We start from the raw sequence: 15,994 nt of genomic DNA on the forward strand, positions 1-15,994 counted from the left end.
TGAACTCCTACTTTCTTAACCTTATTTATGTCTTCTTCTAGCCACCTCTTGCATCTTCCCATATACAATAGATGAAGCATTGTTTAGAAATGAAGGGGCTCATCACTTTAGAGCCCCCTTTGATACAAAGAATTGAAATCCTTGCAATACTTTAATCGACTATATCTGCTTTCTTACTTTTCTAGCTCAAATCTGTTATAAATATCATCCAACATAATATTTGCACTTAAAATACCACCTGCAAAATTCCAGTACACCTCTTCCACACGATATACTTGGTCATTTTTAACCGCTTCAAGCTCTTTCCATAATGGATGGCTTGTCCATTCTTCTAATGTTTTTTTCGTTGCTTCATCCTCGATATAAAACATATAAATGACATCCGCATCCATTTGTGGAATGCTTTCTTTATCTGTAAACCTTAAAACGATAGGTAGCGGATTTTCCGTTATATTTTTTGGTCCTTTAAAGCCAAGCTCTGTTAAAATTTCACCTGCATAACCGGCTGGATAAACACGTGCGTGGTCAGCTCTAAAATTGACAACCGAAGCACTAATTGGCCATTTATCCCCTAGCTTATCTTTAATTTTTGTTTGGAAATCAGCTACACGACTTTCCCATGCTCCAAGTAGTTCTTTTGCTTTATCTTCTTTACCAGTCGACTCTCCGATTAAATTGATTGTCCCTTTAAAATCAAATACATCTTGGTGCACAACTGTCGGTGCGATTTGTGATAATTGTTCATAAATTTCCTCATGACGATTTTTCGAAGCAATAATTAAATCCGGCTGAAGTTTTGCAATTTCCTCTAAGTTAGGCTGTGTTTCTTCCCCTAAAAGAGGAATACCTTCTAAGTCCTTTTGTAAATACTCATAATATGGTGTATCTGCCCAAGATTCTACAACTCCTACAGGTTTGATGCCCATCGCTACAGCAACATCCGTAGCACCTTGATAAAGCGTAACGATTTTCGTAGGTGTCCCTTCGATTGTTGTTGTACCTAAGGAATGTGTCACTTCTCGACTGCTATTTTCAGTACTATTATTGTCAGTACTACTTTCTTGCGTTGTATTATTGTCATCCGCATTCGAAGCATCTTCAGATTCCTTATTTCCACATCCGACTAACACCAATGCAAATAACAACACTAAAAACATGACCATCTTTCTAAAGCTTATAAATTTAATAGAGTTCACTATAATTTCCTCCAATCAAATAATTAAACGACCGATAATGATAATCATTATCATTATAAATTTGTAAAGCATGAATTTCAATATATTTTTTAGAATATTTAGGATGTTTATTTTTTCCTTTAGTATGTATTATTGAAAAACCGTAATGAAAAAAAGGCAGAAAAATAAGTAGCCGAAGAAAAACAGACATGTTTCTCTCCAGCTACTTTTATTGTCCTTTTCCTATACATCATTGCTATGTTGCAAAAAGCTGCACACAATAGATAACCCCATAAATAGGAAGTGCGATAGATAAAAGAAAATACATCACCATTTCACCTTTAGTAAGCTTTCGTTTCCACTTCGTTAATTTAAGTTGTCGTCGGTAAATAAAACTAGAAAGTAAGATTATTAAAAAAGTGATATCTTTTATATTCTCTATAAAGAGATGCATCTCTTCTTCTCCCTTCGTTTTACAAAAGGCTCTCTATTTTATTTAATGACTACATAGCTAAAAAAAGAATCATCTATAATTTTAGATAAAAAAAGAGCATTGGGAATTTTATTATCCAATGCTTTATATATTTAACCTATTAACTTAAGCATTTATCCTCAATGCTTCGTAAAATTTGAGCGCTCACATTAAGGTCGCGAATATTCAATCTCATAGAGGTAGTATTTAAGTTCTTAAAGATCTTTAATACTGTTTTAAAAGGGTTATCAGCTAAACAAGCCTGATTACTAATTAACTCAAAAAAATCATATGGCTTATCTATTAATTGCGTATGCTTGTCTACAAAAAATATTGAATCAATTTTACTGACATTATCATAATACTTCCAACCAGGAACATCGCTAATATGAATTAACTCTGTCGTTAAACCTGTTTCCTCGATATGAAACGTTGGCATTTCACTAGGAATTTTTTCAACTATCTGTTTAAACTTATCTTCATAATACTCTTTTGTTGTATTTCTAAGGCCTATCGGTTTTTTAAAAGGCAGAATCTCTCCTGTTTCATTATCAATAACTAATAAATCATCACTAATTAAACTGTGACCATATTCCAATAATTCCATTATTAATGTCGTCTTACCAGAGCGACTAGGGCCAAAAATGGCAATTGTTTTATTATTAACCCTAATTGCACAACCATGAAAAAATGAATACTTATTTCTAAAGAAGGGTACTGTAATAGGCGGGAGAAATGTAGCCTCTTCAACCCACTTTTCAAGTGAATTTTCATCTGGTCCGTGAAGAATGACTAGTTTATCATTTGATAACATATCACTGACCATAATGTTATAAGAGGAACGATTCTCAATTTTAATATAATAAGCAATTGATGTTGTCGTATCATTATTTACGTACTCTCTATAAATATATGCTAATTGTTTCAATAAATACGAATCATTACTCTCTATATTTATTACATCACCGAAAAAGTTAAAATTAATCTTTAAACGCTCCAACATCAATCGACTCACGCATCACTTTCTAACATATTTTCAAAGTCCTTAATTGTTACCTCAACTTGCTGTTCAAACTCACTTAAATCGCCTTCAGGAATAGAGTATTCTTTCATTAGCTTATTTTTTATGTCTGCAAGTGATGTTCCGTTAATATGCATTTTAATGATTGATGATGCCGTTTCATTTAAAAATACTGGATCTTTCCCATCAATATCTACTACCGCTGTATTGCCAGTTTCAATATACTCATAGTTTTTCATCTTAATCCCTCACTTTTTTGATATTAGGCTGTGTTAAACGTATGTATTTAGGTTGGTTGAATACTTATTCTCCAGACTAAAATCATCAATAACCTTTAACACAGCCACTTCTTAATAACATTAATTTCTTGTAAGCTCCCCATGGTGACCACTACTATTGCTTGCGTATAGAGAAGATTCAATTGACGACATCCTATTATCAAACTTTTTGACTGATAAAGCCTTTATTTTAGGACAAATCCATTTCTTCATCTGATCACCTCTTCAAATCAGCTAAATTATAAAAATTAGTTACGTGTCAGTTCCCCACGGTGTCCACTGCTTGCGTATAATGCTGATTCGATTGATAAAATTTTATTATCGAATTTTGTGATTTGTAATGCGTCCATTTTTGGGCTAATCCATTTTTTCATCTGTCTCCACCTCCTTGTATTTTTGCGAACTATTAGTTACGTGTAAGCTCCCCACGGTGTCCACTGCTTGCGTATAATGCTGATTCGATTGATAAAATTTTATTATCAAACTTTGTGATTTGTAATGCGTCCATTTTTGGGCTAATCCATTTTTTCATCTATGTTCACCTCCTTATCATTTTGCGAGCTATTAGTTACGTGTAAGCTCTCCACGGTGACCACTGCTTGCGTATAATGCTGATTCGATTGATAAAATTTTATTATCGAATTTCGTGATTTGTAATGCGTCCATTTTTGGGCTAATCCATTTTTTCATCTGTCTTCACCTCCTTATATTTTTGCTGGCTATTAGTTACGTGTAAGCTCTCCACGGTGTCCACTGCTTGCATATAGTGCTGATTCGATTGATAAAATTTTATTATCGAATTTCGTAATTTGTAGTGCGTCCATTTTTGGGCTAATCCATTTTTTCATCTGCCTTCACCTCCTTATAATTTTGCGGGCTATTAGTTACGTGTAAGCTCCCCACGATGTCCACTGCTTGCGTATAATGCTGATTCGATTGATAAAATTTTATTATCAAACTTTGTAATTTGTAATGCGTCCATTTTTGGGCTAATCCATTTTTTCATCTATGTTCACCTCCTTTAATTGTTCTCATTGATAACTAAAGCATCATTATTTCAGGGGGCTTGTAGCTGCGGGTGTTAGCCATGCTTTTAATGGCATAGTAATAATTGAAATCAAAAGGAATATCGATATTAAAATCAGTTTCTATTTTCGATATAGGTATAAGAACTTTTTTATTGGGCGCGGTAATTTGTTTATAGATATACTCTTTTCCATAAGTCTTACTACCAATAATTGTGGTATTTTTGTCATCCTTGAATTTATCCGCAAATAACTCTGCAGAGCTACATGTTGAATTTGAGACGAGTATATAGATATGAGCAATTGAATATTTCTTACATGTGTGAACAAACCAATTATAGTAATTAATCATCTTCTGCAATTCCCCGCCGAAATTAACTCTTAAATCGACCACTATATTTTTCTTAAAGATTTGTTCATCTAATTTTGGAATGACATCAAAACTAATACATTGTAAAAACAAGTGATTATTACTAGTAAAATTTTCGTACACAATCTGGCTCCAATCGAAGTCTTCTAAAGTTAAAATCCACTGACTACCATTATCAAACTCCACTATGTTTTCCCCAATTGCCCAATTACTACTAACATCTGGTGCTTTACCGTTAGCTTTTACAATCGTATTGGATTGGATCTCTTTCGGTAATGGCGGATAAATATCTATTATGGATATTTTAGAATCACTTTTTTGGATTATAATTCCGAATTTTTCGAAAATTTTTTCCAAAGTTTCTTCCTCTATCGTGATTACTTTAGACATATGCCACAGACTCCTTATCGACATAACTTGTAAAATCGTATTTTATATCAAATTTGTCGTAGATATCCTCGGGTGTGTTGTGCGAAACAACAATGATTGTTTTATCTTTTATATTTAACAGCTCATCCCAAAATATTTGACTATTAAAACTATCAAGATTAGAAGTAGGTTCATCAAAAATTAAAGTCGATTTATCTGACATTAATCCTCTTAAAATAAGCAATCTTCTCTTTTCACCACTAGAGAGTTTTGTTACGTCTTCACTTAAAAGTTTCTCTTCTGACAAGAACTTCTTCATATAATTAAGTTCTTCTTCACTATACTCATCTCTCAATAAAATATTAAATATAGGTGAACCATCAAAAAGATTGTTGTCCGTCATGACGTACATAATATCTTTAAATGGATTACTATCAACCTTAAGACTATTGTTGTCATAACAAATTTCCCCAGTATGGTTGCTCTTTAATAATCCCAGTATGGATTCTAAAAATATAGATTTGCCTAAACCACTTTGCCCTGTAATAATATGTGTGTTGTTTTTTTGGAAAGTTACATCATTATAGTTGAAAACCGTATTATCAAATTTAAAGGATAATTTTTTAGTAGTAATTGCGTTATTATAGCTAATCGCTGTTTCAAGATTATCTGTTTCTACACAGATAATGGAGTTAATATCTTCTCTTAGTTTTTTCGTGCTGTTTATATTATTTATACTCCTTGATAGCGATAAAATCGGCATACTTAATTGCTCTACTAAACCTAAAAGGGTAATCGTAACACCAGGAGTAATATGACCTTTAATAATTAATAAAACCGATATCGCTAGAATTAAGAAATGAGAAGAATATGATAGCAAGGAATACATCGTATTTAATGTAATTCTATAATTCTCCGTTTTTAACCCCGCATCTCTTTCTTTATTAATTTCATTTCTAGACCTATTTCGAAAAAGGGCATCAGCATTTAAAATTCTTACGTACTTTAGATTATCTAATAGATTTTTAAAAAAGCTGAGGTTATCCCCTTTTTGGTTTAAAAAGCTTTTTTCAAGATTCGCCAGTTTATCTTTGAATAATTTAGTTACCAATAAAGGCAAAAACATAAAAGCAATTACAACCAAGCCAATATAGATATTAATAATAAGTAAAGACGTTGTAACGAAAACGATCCTTAGCGTTAAGTAAATAGCATCAAAAGAACTTCTATAATATTGATACTCTAAACTATCCACAACATTCGTTAACGCATTTAAGTTACTTTCATTTTTCACCTTTATATTTGAAAAGTCTCTTGTCTTTAATACGTTGTTAATAATTGAATTTTTAAGTTTTGCAAAAGTGTTTCTAATTAAATGATTTTCGTACTTCCATTCTAAAAAGTAAAATAGCACCTCTATTAAAATTAAAACCCCGAAAATCAAAATATACGTAGAGACTTTATCTAAATTTTGATCAAGTGCTCCTTGAAATAAATCTCCTTTAATAAATTGGATAATTGTCCCCATTAATGTTGAAACAATTAAAATAGAAATCAAAAGGAAAGTATTTCTATTTTTTATTCCAAAAATAATAGATTTTTTCAACCCCAAGTCCCTCCTAGCCTACTCATTAAAAAATAAATAGAGTAATTACGTAGAAAATATCAATCCATCCACCCATTTTACAAAACCTCCCTTCAACTTAAACTGTATTCTCAAATCGAATAAACGCTGTTGTTTATATGTCTGATAATAGAGAAATAAATTGATTGAATGGTAAAATGTATACAAATATATACATTTTAGGAGGTTTTACTATGTTTGGTCCTACAATTGAAATGATAAGAGAAGGTAAAAAGATTAAAATAAAGGATCTTTGTGATGGCATAGTGACCCGAGCTGCTTATCATCGTTTTGCCAGCGGTCAAACGGATACTAGTATCCATAATCTATCCTTATTTATGGATAGATTGCATATTTCTCCTAATGAGTTTTTCTTAATTCATAGCAACTATGCGAGTGATAAAGTAGTTTGCTTTTTAAAAGAATTATCTAGAGCATATAGGGTGCAGGATATTCAAGAATTGCGCTCTTTAAGGAAGAAACTAGAGGCAGATTTTACTGGTTTAAAACATGAACATATGACCGATCTTCTGAATTTCAGGATTTGTAGGTTGTTGGGGCAAGATATTGATGGCAAAAAAAGCAGTTTATTTAAGTATTTAATCAGCACTGAATTTTGGACTCATTATGAATTAGTACTATTTACAAATAGTATGTATGTTTTTTCATTAGAATTAATCGATGCTATTCTTATACGTTGTATTCAAAGGTTTAATAAATACAGTCAGACTCGACCTTATGGAAATGAAGGCTTTCGACTTGTAGTCAATGCATTAATTTTAGCCTTTGAACAAAAAGATTCATTTTACACTACTAAATGGATTGATTTATTAAACACCATACAACTAAATGATAGTGATTTCTTTGAAAAAGCACTGTTCAAAATATTTAAAGGGTTTTATAACATCACAATACACAAAGATCAAAATTCCATTTCAGAAGTAATAAAAACAATTGAGTTTGTTGGGCATATAGAAGCCCGCGAACATGAAGTTATGTTTAATCGAATGCTGGATTTCATACTTGAGCATAGCGGATTAGAGAAAGTCCATTCTTCAAAAACATAACTCAATTGATTACCTCTCTTAATTAAATAATTTTGAGGTGAATCACATGTATGAAATGATGCCCTATATCAATGTAAGAACAGCAAATCACTCAACTAATGAGGAAAATCAAGATCGTTGGTTTGATAAAAAACTTTTTACTAGTTCCCGTAGCTTATATCATCAATTGCAAAGGAACGAGAATTTTAACAAAGCCACACTAGCTAAAAGAAAATATTTAAATAGATCTAGATATAGAGCAACACCCTTCGGCTTATTTTCATCTGTCTACTTCAATACTATAGATGAAGTAAATCATTCAACAAATCAAATGATTATTCATCATGACTTTAAAGTATATACAAGTATTGATTCGGAATGGATTAGTAAATTTATTTCAACCTTAAAAAATGAAAATTTAGCAAGCTTACAGGTTACGTGGAATTCGAATGTGGTCTACCAAAATTCGAATTTTTTATACAATAACTGGACATTAGATGATAAAAAGAAGTTTAATACAAATAAAATTCAATTAAATACTCTATTAGAAGCGATTCAAGTCCATGCAAAAAAAGCTGTTACTATTGAAGAGTTAGCCAAAAAACTAGAAGAACAAAATGGTGTTCTTTTACCATTTAAAATTGTATTAAATGTAGTGAAACAATTGGTCCACGGTGGCTATTTGATTACGGATTTAGACAATTTAGCATTTATTCAAGACTTCGAACTTCTAATTCGCTATGTTGAAGAGAAAAATTATTCTTTCCCAAAAGATGCGATCAAGCAAATAAGAACTTTGATAAAAAATCAAAATAATTCTATAAGCAAGTTCAATATAGATACTGTAAACAAGTTGGAAAAACTATTAGCTTCAATTCATAATTGTGAATATTACCTTCGCTTTGATAGTGAAACTAACGTTATTAATCTTGATTTAGATAAAGGTCTTATAGAAAAAACACTCTTACCTTTCGTTAATTTCCTATCGACTTATGCAATACGGGTACCTGTAAGTGATAGATATCAAGCTGATATCCTTTTTTTTAAAGAAAAGTACGGAAATTCAAAAGTAAAGTTTTTAGATTTTTACAAAAACTATCAATTGATTCGAGAGAAAAATTGTTCGCTAGAACGCAAAACGTCAGATTTAGAGAAAAAAATAAAAATGCAATTATTAGCACTAACATCTACGGCAGCAAACAGACATTTAAAAGAAATCGACATAGCAAATTTGCATTTTGAAGACCTAAAAATAGAAAGCGAAATTTCTCCAGCAATACAAAGTTGTTTTTATTTAGAGAGTAATAATGGACAACTCAACTTTTCGCTAACCCCGTATGCTGGAAATGCGGGACTTGGACGTTTAGAAGGACGATTTTCATATATAAATCCAGCATATTTTACAACAATGAAAAATATTGAAAGAAGAAAAATTGCAGAAGCTAATACAGAGGTCATTACCGTTAAATATATGCCTAAAAATCAACACTACTATAATATTATGAATGATTGCTATGAAGGCAATTTAAATCTTCAATATGGAACTGCTGAAAATCATCAATCCGTTCCATTAGAGCACCTCTTTATTAGCATACAAGATAATAAATTAACACTTTCTGCATTATTAGATGACGGTACTGAAAAAATTGTAAAGTTTGAACAATATAATGTATCTAATATTGAACATTTTTCCCCACATATTTTAAATGACTTACTATTTTGGAGTAGCAATTACTATGCAAATATTATGTCGCTTCTATTCGATATTCAAAAAATACGAAAAGACTTTATTCATTTTCCAAAGGTTCTTTTTAAAGACATTGAATTAATCCCTCAATCTTGGCTAATTAAAAATTATATGGGAGATATACGCTCACAAGATCAATTTTTCAGCAAGTTTACCGAAATGAAAACGATTTATGAAATACCGGATTCACTTTTTGTTAGATGTAATGACCTAAGAATATTAATCGATACTAATCGTAAAGAGGATTTAGATATTTTATGGGATATTTATAAAACGGATAATTCTTTTACTATTTACCTTGAAGAAAATTCATTGAACTTAGCTAACTTCATTACGCTTGACTCAGAAGGCAACCATTATATGTCTGAGTTTGTTTTTAACTTTGTAGCACAAAAGATTAAGCCGAAGAAACTTGTCCAACTACCTTTGTTTCAAACAAAGGAAGAATTAAATTTAGAAAGAAAAGTTAACTGGCAACATTTTAATATTTATTTACCGCACGAACTCCAAGACGACTTTTTAGGCACTTATTTAAATGAGCTTATTAAAGAGCTAAAATCCAACGGTGCAATTACTAAGTCTTTTTACATTCGTTATTTTGATGATAGACATCATATAAGATTAAGAATTTCTCCTACTTCTCACTTTAATGGAATAGATGAATATCTAGCAAAAGGCATTATAGCTGGGGATATCATTGATTATAGTATAGGAAAGTATGACCCAGAATACGAAAGATATGGAGGATTGACTACCATGTCGGAGGCAGAGGATTTTTTCTGTGCTGATAGTTCTCTTATTCTTAGTTTATTAGCTTCCTGTTTAGGTAACGAAAAAATAGATAAAGTGGATCACGCTATCTATCTTGTGTTTAAACTACTATCTCTTCATACCAAAGATCTACATCAACAGTTCCGTATTATGGATGATGGTTATTCAAATAAGGACTTTTCAAAAGATTTCCGTGAAAACAGACATAAATATTTGGCATTTAGTGATATTGCTGCATCTTCAAATACTGATTTAACTGCACATCATTTTGCTTTCAACAAAGAACAACTGACCGACTGGGAGCTACAATTGTCTAACTATTTTAAAAAATTAATAAATGAAAACCGTTTTGATTTTAATATTATTCGAAGTTTAATACATATGACATGTATCAGACTGTTTGGTATTAAATCAGAAGAGGAAGAATTAGTTGGAAATATGGTTTGGAGAGTTTTAAAACAACAAATTGCTATAAAGAAGAAAGCCACTAACGCTACCCTTATTTTAAACTCAAACTAAAACAAGCATCATTCTACAATTTATATTTCCATGGAAATAATTTTCTCTTTTGTTTGCATGATATAAACGTTTTATTCAAAGAAGAGGAACATGCCATCTTCATTTTTGAGACTGGGGGGATAAAAATGGAAGAGCTTGCTTTAAAATTAAACAATGTTCAAATTAGTTTTGGGGACAAGGAAATTTTTGATACTAAGGAATTAACCGTTTATCAAAATGATCGCATTGGTATTGTAGGGAAAAATGGTCAAGGCAAAACGACTTTATTGAATATAATTGCAGGTACCATTACACCTGATAATGGAAAGATTGAACGATTTGTCGATTTCAATTATTTTCAACAAATCGGTGAGCTAAAGGAAGAAACGAATGCTGACTATCTAGATTCCCAATTACTTAGCCGCTTGAACGTTCCTACTAACAGCGTTGAAACACTTAGTGGTGGAGAACAATCCAAATTTCGTTTAGTTCAGTTACTATCTCAATATAAAATGGGTCTGCTGTTAGACGAACCGACAACGCACGTAGATAAAAATGGGATCGACATAATGATCGAAGAATTAAATTATTACTACGGTACTTTAATATTTGTCAGCCATGATCGCTATTTTATTAATGCAATCGCCACTAAAATATGGGAAATAGATAATGGGAAAATCAAAGAATTTAACGGCAATTACGATCAATATCTGGAACAGAAACAACAAGAGAAGTTGGAGTTACAAAGAAAATATCAAAAGGTCACAAAAGAAAAAGAACGATTACAAGAAGCCGTAGAAGTGAAAAAGAGTCAGGCAAAGAAAATTTCTATTGTTAGCGAAAAAAACAAACAACGAAATATTAAACCGAATCGCTTAGCTTCTACCAAACAAAAAGACACGGTTCAAAAGAGTATGTTGAAAACCGTGAAATCAATAGAGAAAAGAATGGATATGTTGGAGGAGGTTCATATTGAAAAAGAACCTAAACCAATTTCTTTTCCAATAGTGAAAGAACTTGAAATAAATAATCGTTTTCCGATAATGGGACATAATATCACCGTTACTGCTGGAGACAATATCCTTCTTGCAGAACAGGATTTCCAATTCCCACTTGGCAAGAAGATAGCTATAGTAGGAGACAATGGCGTAGGTAAATCAACTTTCTTACACTATATAATGAATAATCAAGATGGTATCACGCTTTCCTCAAAAATTGTATTTTGCACTTACAAGCAAATGGATTATAAAATGAGTGGGGACATAAGTATATTAGAGTATCTTATGAAGATGAGTGAGTATAAAGAAAGTTTTATTCGGGCGATTCTCAGTAACCTTGGCTTTGAAGAAGCCACTATTAGAAAACCTTTACATGCGTTAAGTGGTGGAGAAGTAACTCGAATTTCTTTGGCAGCCCTTTTTGCCAAACCTTCTAATGTCCTTATTTTAGATGAACCAACAAATTTTATAGACTTAGCTACTATTGAAGCATTGGAAAAATTTTTACTAGGCTATAAAGGAACAGTGCTCTTTACTACTCATGATCAGCTTATTGTGGAAAGAGTAGCTGACCAAATTTGGGAAATTAAAGATAAAACGTTACAGCTTATCAAGGAAAAATAAAATGGGCATCTAATGCATTAAAACCACCCGCGATGAGACGGGTGGTTTTAAGCTTGAGTCAAAGACGGAAGTGAAATCATAAGTTCTTTAAATTAGAAATATAACACCATCAATTCCTCGTCATAATAGTGCCCATTAAATTGAAGAGCTTTGCGTTCTAAGCCGTAAACCTCAAAGCCTAATGACTTATATAACTTTTGGGCTGAACTATTATCAGAAACAACTGTTAAGTTTATTTGCTCCAAACCTTCACAACATTTCGCCCTCTTTATTAGTTTGCTCATCAGTAATTTCCCTAATCCACGCCCTCTTCCTTCAGGTGCAACATACATGCCAAAAACATTCCCTTTATGACTCGTTTTCGGACTGTCTTCACGCACAAAAGTTACGATGCCAACCAACGAACCGTTATTATGAAAAGCACCGAGCACAAACTTATCGGTTGTTGCTTCTATTCGCTCTGCAACAGTTTGTAATGAAACGTTTACTTCACGCTCATATGTGGAACCAAATGCTTCCGGATTATTTTTTAATGCACTTAAACGCACTTCTTGATATACTTGTGCATCTGATTTACTTAAAATACGAATCTCCATAATCTATCCCCTTACCGTTCGTTATCGTTCCATTCATACATTGAAAATAAAAGTTTTAGTAGCGGTCTCCCCTGTCTGCATATTTTTTAGCATATAGTGATTTTGCGTTACTTCCTCTAGCCCCAACACAATAACAAAAGGAATGTTTTCACGATTTGCTTTATCCATCGCTTTTCTTAATTTTTTACCACTAAGCTCTACTTCAACGCGATAGTCTTTCCGCAATGCTTTTGCTAATACAAGAGACTCTACTGTTGTATTAATAGGAATGATATAAATATCAATTAATGTCTCCTGCTTTTTTTGTTCATCTAACATCATAGCTGTAAAAATAACATCTAACCCGAATGAAATACCGACCGTAGCGAACTTTTCTGTTCCCCCTAATAGCCCGCCAATCGCATTATCATAACGACCCCCGCTTCCTATACTGGATGTTATGCGACCATCCCGTACGAACATTTCATAAATTGTACCCGTATAAATTTCTAGCCCACGCGCAAGCAAAGGATTAAATAGACAATTTTCTGTAATGCCAAGCTTATTTAAATAGTGTTCTAATTCTTCCATTTCGGCTACACCTTCTTGAATCAGAGGCTCATCATATTGGCCGAAATAAGCAAGTGTATTTTTTCTATCGTCTTGTAAAAAATATGCGATTCGCTTTACAACAGCAAGTTGCAAACCTACCTCTGTTAACTCTGCTAAAACTGCATCATGACCTACTTTTTCAATTTTATCGAGTATTAAAATTACCCGACTTTGCACATCAGCATCTACACCAAAAACACCAAGTAAGCCAACTAATAGCTTACGATTGTTATATTGAATGACAACATCTTGCTCTAACTTTTCAAAAGCATCTAATGCCATCATCATCAATTCGGCCTCAGCTGCTTGTGAATCAACCCCAACAATATCTACATCACATTGTGTAAACTCGCGGAATCTCCCCGCTTTAATCGGGCCATCTCGAAACACTTTGCCAATTTCATAACGTTTAAATGGCATCGGTAATGTAGGGTTCATTGCAATGACCTTTGCGAATGGAATCGTTAAATCATAACGTAATGCTAGTTCACGTTCTCCTCGATCCGATAGCACATACATCTCTTGTAGAATTTCAGCACCTCCTGCGTATTTTGATGCCATTAAGCTTGTATAGTTTAAAATCGGTGTTTCAAGTGGTTTACACCCATATGTGATAAAAGTATCTTCTAACGTACGCCGAATTTTACGACGAATACGTTCTTGCTCTGGTAAATAGTCTTGGGTTCCTCTAACATTTTGATAATCCATTTTCTTCATCTTCATTGCTCCTTTTTTTAGAAAATAAAAAAACCGTACTAACATAAGCTCCAACTTCGGCTTAGTTATACGATTTCATGAGAAATAGTCTTCCTATTCATTATTAAAAAATTAATAAAGATAGCAAGACTAGTGGATATGATGATGTTGAGTTGCTGAAATTAGACGTTGTAAAACCGACATATAATCTCCTCCATTCAATTATTCGTAACTTTAAACTAAATGAATAATTTTGTCAATTCATTATTTTCTAATAAAAGGAATACCTAATGGAGATAGCACCCAAGAAGTGGCTGAGACAAAAGAGAAAAAGTGTTAGATTGACTCACTAGTTGTTGGTAGCGAAGGCGGTGACTCCTGCTCAGAACAGCACACAATGTAAGACGCGGGCATTCCGCGCGTTAGCGAGGGTTGTGGCTTACTGTGCTGAGCGGAAAGCACCGCCGTAGCGGACAACAACGGCATAGCAAGATTAATTACACTTCTAATTTTTTTTGCAAAAGCAAGAATAGCTAAGTTCTCCATATAGCAAAAAATCATGAACACCTTTCGTCTATTTCTTAAATTTTTTTAGTTATGTCCCAGCCCCTAGTTAAAACTTTATAGTAGCTTTTGATACAGTTCAAAATTCTCTAAACCATATTCACTATAACCTAAATCAACTGTATCAATATACGCAAAATCATATTTTCTATAGAGGCTGATAGCAGGTTGATTTTTTTCATATACATCCAAGCGAATTGCCTTTATATTCATGGCTTTACTATGCTCAATAATAAAATCCATTATTTTTTTGCCAATGCCCTTTTTTAGATAAGCCGGATGTACGGCAAAAGTATGTATAACCAAGATGTCTTCAGCATCTAAATGTATTTTCCAATCCACTTTCGAATAAGCCATTTCCTGTTCACGTCTTAAAATAACCGTCCCTGCAATATGATTTCCATCTTTCATCACATATAAATTACCTTCCTGTATGCCCTTAATTGCCGTTTCTTTTATAGGATATATTCCTTTTTTCCATCCAGGATAATTAATATGGGCATCAAGGTAGTCGTTTAACTCATTATATAAAGACTCTATTTCTTCTATATGACAATTCGTTCCCTTTTCTATCTTCATCGTTTCATTCCTTTGCTAGTTAGTTAATTATTAAACTTCATTATAGATTAATCTAAATTGGGTCACAATGATCATCCTACCACGGGTTGTGAAAGGACAGCGAAATGGAGGTTGAAATTTCTTTTAGAATGGGTAAAGGATACTACAAGCGGCGAGGAATGAAATTGAAAATCAACAGAGGAGTAGATGTCATGACATATATGAATATTGGATTAAAGTTATTTTTCGGGTTAATTGCTTTATTACTTGTGACACGTTTGTTGGGCAAAAAAGAAATATCACAGCTTACCCCCTTTGACTTTGTATATTCCATTGTTCTTGGCGGTATATTGGAAGAAAGCATCTATGATAACAAAATTTCAGCTCTTCATGTATGGTTCGCGGTTGCCGTTTGGGGAATGCTACTGTTCATCATCGAAAATCTATCGAAACGTTCCAATAAATTTAGAGTTCTTCTAAAGGGCGAAACATCAATTTTAATTAGAAATGGTGAATTTAATCTAAAAGAACTCGAAGCGAATCACCTAGAAATGGAGCAATTACGGATTATGCTACGACAGCAAGGTGTCTTCTCTCTTCGGGAAGTTTGTGATTTATACTTAGAGCCTGGTGGTACAGTTAGCTTAAAAAAATATGCTGAATTTGATACTGTTACACCAGCTATGCTCAATGTAAAAACGAAAAATGACACGATTAACTTCCTATTTGTGGATGAAGGAGAAATTAACGAAGAAATATTAAAGTATACTGGCAAATCCAAAGAATGGTTATATGATGAACTGCGCAAGGAAGGCTTCCCTACAATTCAGGATATCTTGTATGCGGAATGGTCACAGACAGATGGATTTTTTATCAAAACCTATACGAACAACAAAGATGGTATCCGCAAAGGAAATTAAAATCGTAGACTATGGCTTTTATCAAAGGGAAACTAGGTTTGTTATTTGGAA

General features: G+C 32.7%; 17 protein-coding genes. 4 read left to right on the forward strand and 13 right to left on the reverse strand.

The genetic code is table 11. The features are described from left to right. Positions 1–173 precede the first annotated feature (173 nt). The 10 genes from MKY08_RS21015 to MKY08_RS21060 form a co-directional block, all read right to left on the reverse strand. Complete coding sequence (locus MKY08_RS21015; protein WP_069508298.1) at positions 174–1,163, reverse strand: iron-siderophore ABC transporter substrate-binding protein; 990 nt, start codon at positions 1,161–1,163, stop codon at positions 174–176. A 605-nt stretch (positions 1,164–1,768) separates the two neighbouring features. After that, positions 1,769–2,650, reverse strand: coding sequence for a hypothetical protein (locus tag MKY08_RS21020; RefSeq protein WP_069508211.1), 882 nt, complete (start codon positions 2,648–2,650; stop codon positions 1,769–1,771). 8 nt (positions 2,651–2,658) lie between these two features. Next, on the reverse strand, positions 2,659–2,907 hold the full coding sequence (locus MKY08_RS21025; RefSeq protein WP_069508213.1) for a hypothetical protein: 249 nt from the start codon (positions 2,905–2,907) through the stop codon (positions 2,659–2,661). Between the two features lie 287 nt (positions 2,908–3,194). Next, a complete protein-coding gene (locus MKY08_RS21030; RefSeq protein WP_255702602.1) occupies positions 3,195–3,320 on the reverse strand; it encodes a hypothetical protein in 126 nt (41 codons plus the stop codon). Between the two features lie 32 nt (positions 3,321–3,352). Further along, a complete protein-coding gene (locus MKY08_RS21035; RefSeq protein WP_255702602.1) occupies positions 3,353–3,478 on the reverse strand; it encodes a hypothetical protein in 126 nt (41 codons plus the stop codon). Positions 3,479–3,510: 32 nt separating this feature from the next. Next, positions 3,511–3,636, reverse strand: coding sequence for a hypothetical protein (locus MKY08_RS21040; RefSeq protein WP_255702602.1), 126 nt, complete (start codon positions 3,634–3,636; stop codon positions 3,511–3,513). Positions 3,637–3,668: 32 nt separating this feature from the next. Then, positions 3,669–3,794, reverse strand: coding sequence for a hypothetical protein (locus MKY08_RS21045; RefSeq protein ID WP_255702602.1), 126 nt, complete (start codon positions 3,792–3,794; stop codon positions 3,669–3,671). A 32-nt stretch (positions 3,795–3,826) separates the two neighbouring features. After that, the gene (locus MKY08_RS21050; RefSeq protein WP_255702602.1) at positions 3,827–3,952 is read right to left on the reverse strand and encodes a hypothetical protein; all 126 of its coding nucleotides are present in this window, start codon (positions 3,950–3,952) and stop codon (positions 3,827–3,829) included. A gap of 35 nt (positions 3,953–3,987) precedes the next feature. Next, complete coding sequence (locus MKY08_RS21055; RefSeq protein WP_069508215.1) at positions 3,988–4,731, reverse strand: S41 family peptidase; 744 nt, start codon at positions 4,729–4,731, stop codon at positions 3,988–3,990. Continuing rightward, positions 4,724–6,316, reverse strand: a complete 1,593-nt coding sequence (locus MKY08_RS21060; protein ID WP_069508217.1) for an ABC transporter ATP-binding protein — start codon at positions 6,314–6,316, stop codon at positions 4,724–4,726. The genes MKY08_RS21055 and MKY08_RS21060 overlap by 8 nt, the downstream gene beginning before the upstream one ends. A gap of 212 nt (positions 6,317–6,528) precedes the next feature. Between MKY08_RS21060 and MKY08_RS21065 the strand changes: the two genes are divergently transcribed. The 3 genes from MKY08_RS21065 to abc-f all read left to right on the forward strand — a co-directional run bounded on the left by MKY08_RS21065 (position 6,529) and on the right by abc-f (position 12,018). Next, on the forward strand, positions 6,529–7,401 hold the full coding sequence (locus MKY08_RS21065) for a hypothetical protein (RefSeq protein ID WP_069508219.1): 873 nt from the start codon (positions 6,529–6,531) through the stop codon (positions 7,399–7,401). A 46-nt stretch (positions 7,402–7,447) separates the two neighbouring features. Then, positions 7,448–10,417 carry a lantibiotic dehydratase gene (locus tag MKY08_RS21070; protein ID WP_069508221.1) on the forward strand — a complete coding sequence of 990 codons (2,970 nt, stop codon included), beginning with the start codon at positions 7,448–7,450 and terminating at the stop codon, positions 10,415–10,417. A 125-nt stretch (positions 10,418–10,542) separates the two neighbouring features. Then, on the forward strand, positions 10,543–12,018 hold the full coding sequence (gene abc-f / locus MKY08_RS21075; protein WP_069508224.1) for an ABC-F type ribosomal protection protein: 1,476 nt from the start codon (positions 10,543–10,545) through the stop codon (positions 12,016–12,018). A 92-nt stretch (positions 12,019–12,110) separates the two neighbouring features. Here abc-f and MKY08_RS21080 read toward each other — a convergent pair whose 3' ends face one another. From MKY08_RS21080 to MKY08_RS21090, 3 genes are all read right to left on the reverse strand, one after another. Further along, positions 12,111–12,614 (reverse strand): GNAT family protein, encoded by a 504-nt coding sequence (locus MKY08_RS21080; protein ID WP_069508226.1) that lies wholly within the window; start codon positions 12,612–12,614, stop codon positions 12,111–12,113. Between the two features lie 33 nt (positions 12,615–12,647). Then, positions 12,648–13,913: a histidine--tRNA ligase gene (locus tag MKY08_RS21085; RefSeq protein WP_176723123.1), complete on the reverse strand. Its 1,266-nt coding sequence runs from the start codon at positions 13,911–13,913 to the stop codon at positions 12,648–12,650. 609 nt (positions 13,914–14,522) lie between these two features. Then, positions 14,523–15,044 (reverse strand): GNAT family N-acetyltransferase, encoded by a 522-nt coding sequence (locus tag MKY08_RS21090; RefSeq protein ID WP_069508230.1) that lies wholly within the window; start codon positions 15,042–15,044, stop codon positions 14,523–14,525. Between the two features lie 191 nt (positions 15,045–15,235). Between MKY08_RS21090 and MKY08_RS21095 the strand changes: the two genes are divergently transcribed. Further along, complete coding sequence (locus MKY08_RS21095; protein ID WP_069508232.1) at positions 15,236–15,943, forward strand: DUF421 domain-containing protein; 708 nt, start codon at positions 15,236–15,238, stop codon at positions 15,941–15,943. The last annotated feature ends 51 nt before the right edge of the window (positions 15,944–15,994 follow it).

It is taken from the genome of Lysinibacillus sp. FSL M8-0337, assembly GCF_038593855.1.
In the GTDB taxonomy this organism is placed as follows: domain Bacteria; phylum Bacillota; class Bacilli; order Bacillales_A; family Planococcaceae; genus Lysinibacillus; species Lysinibacillus sphaericus_D.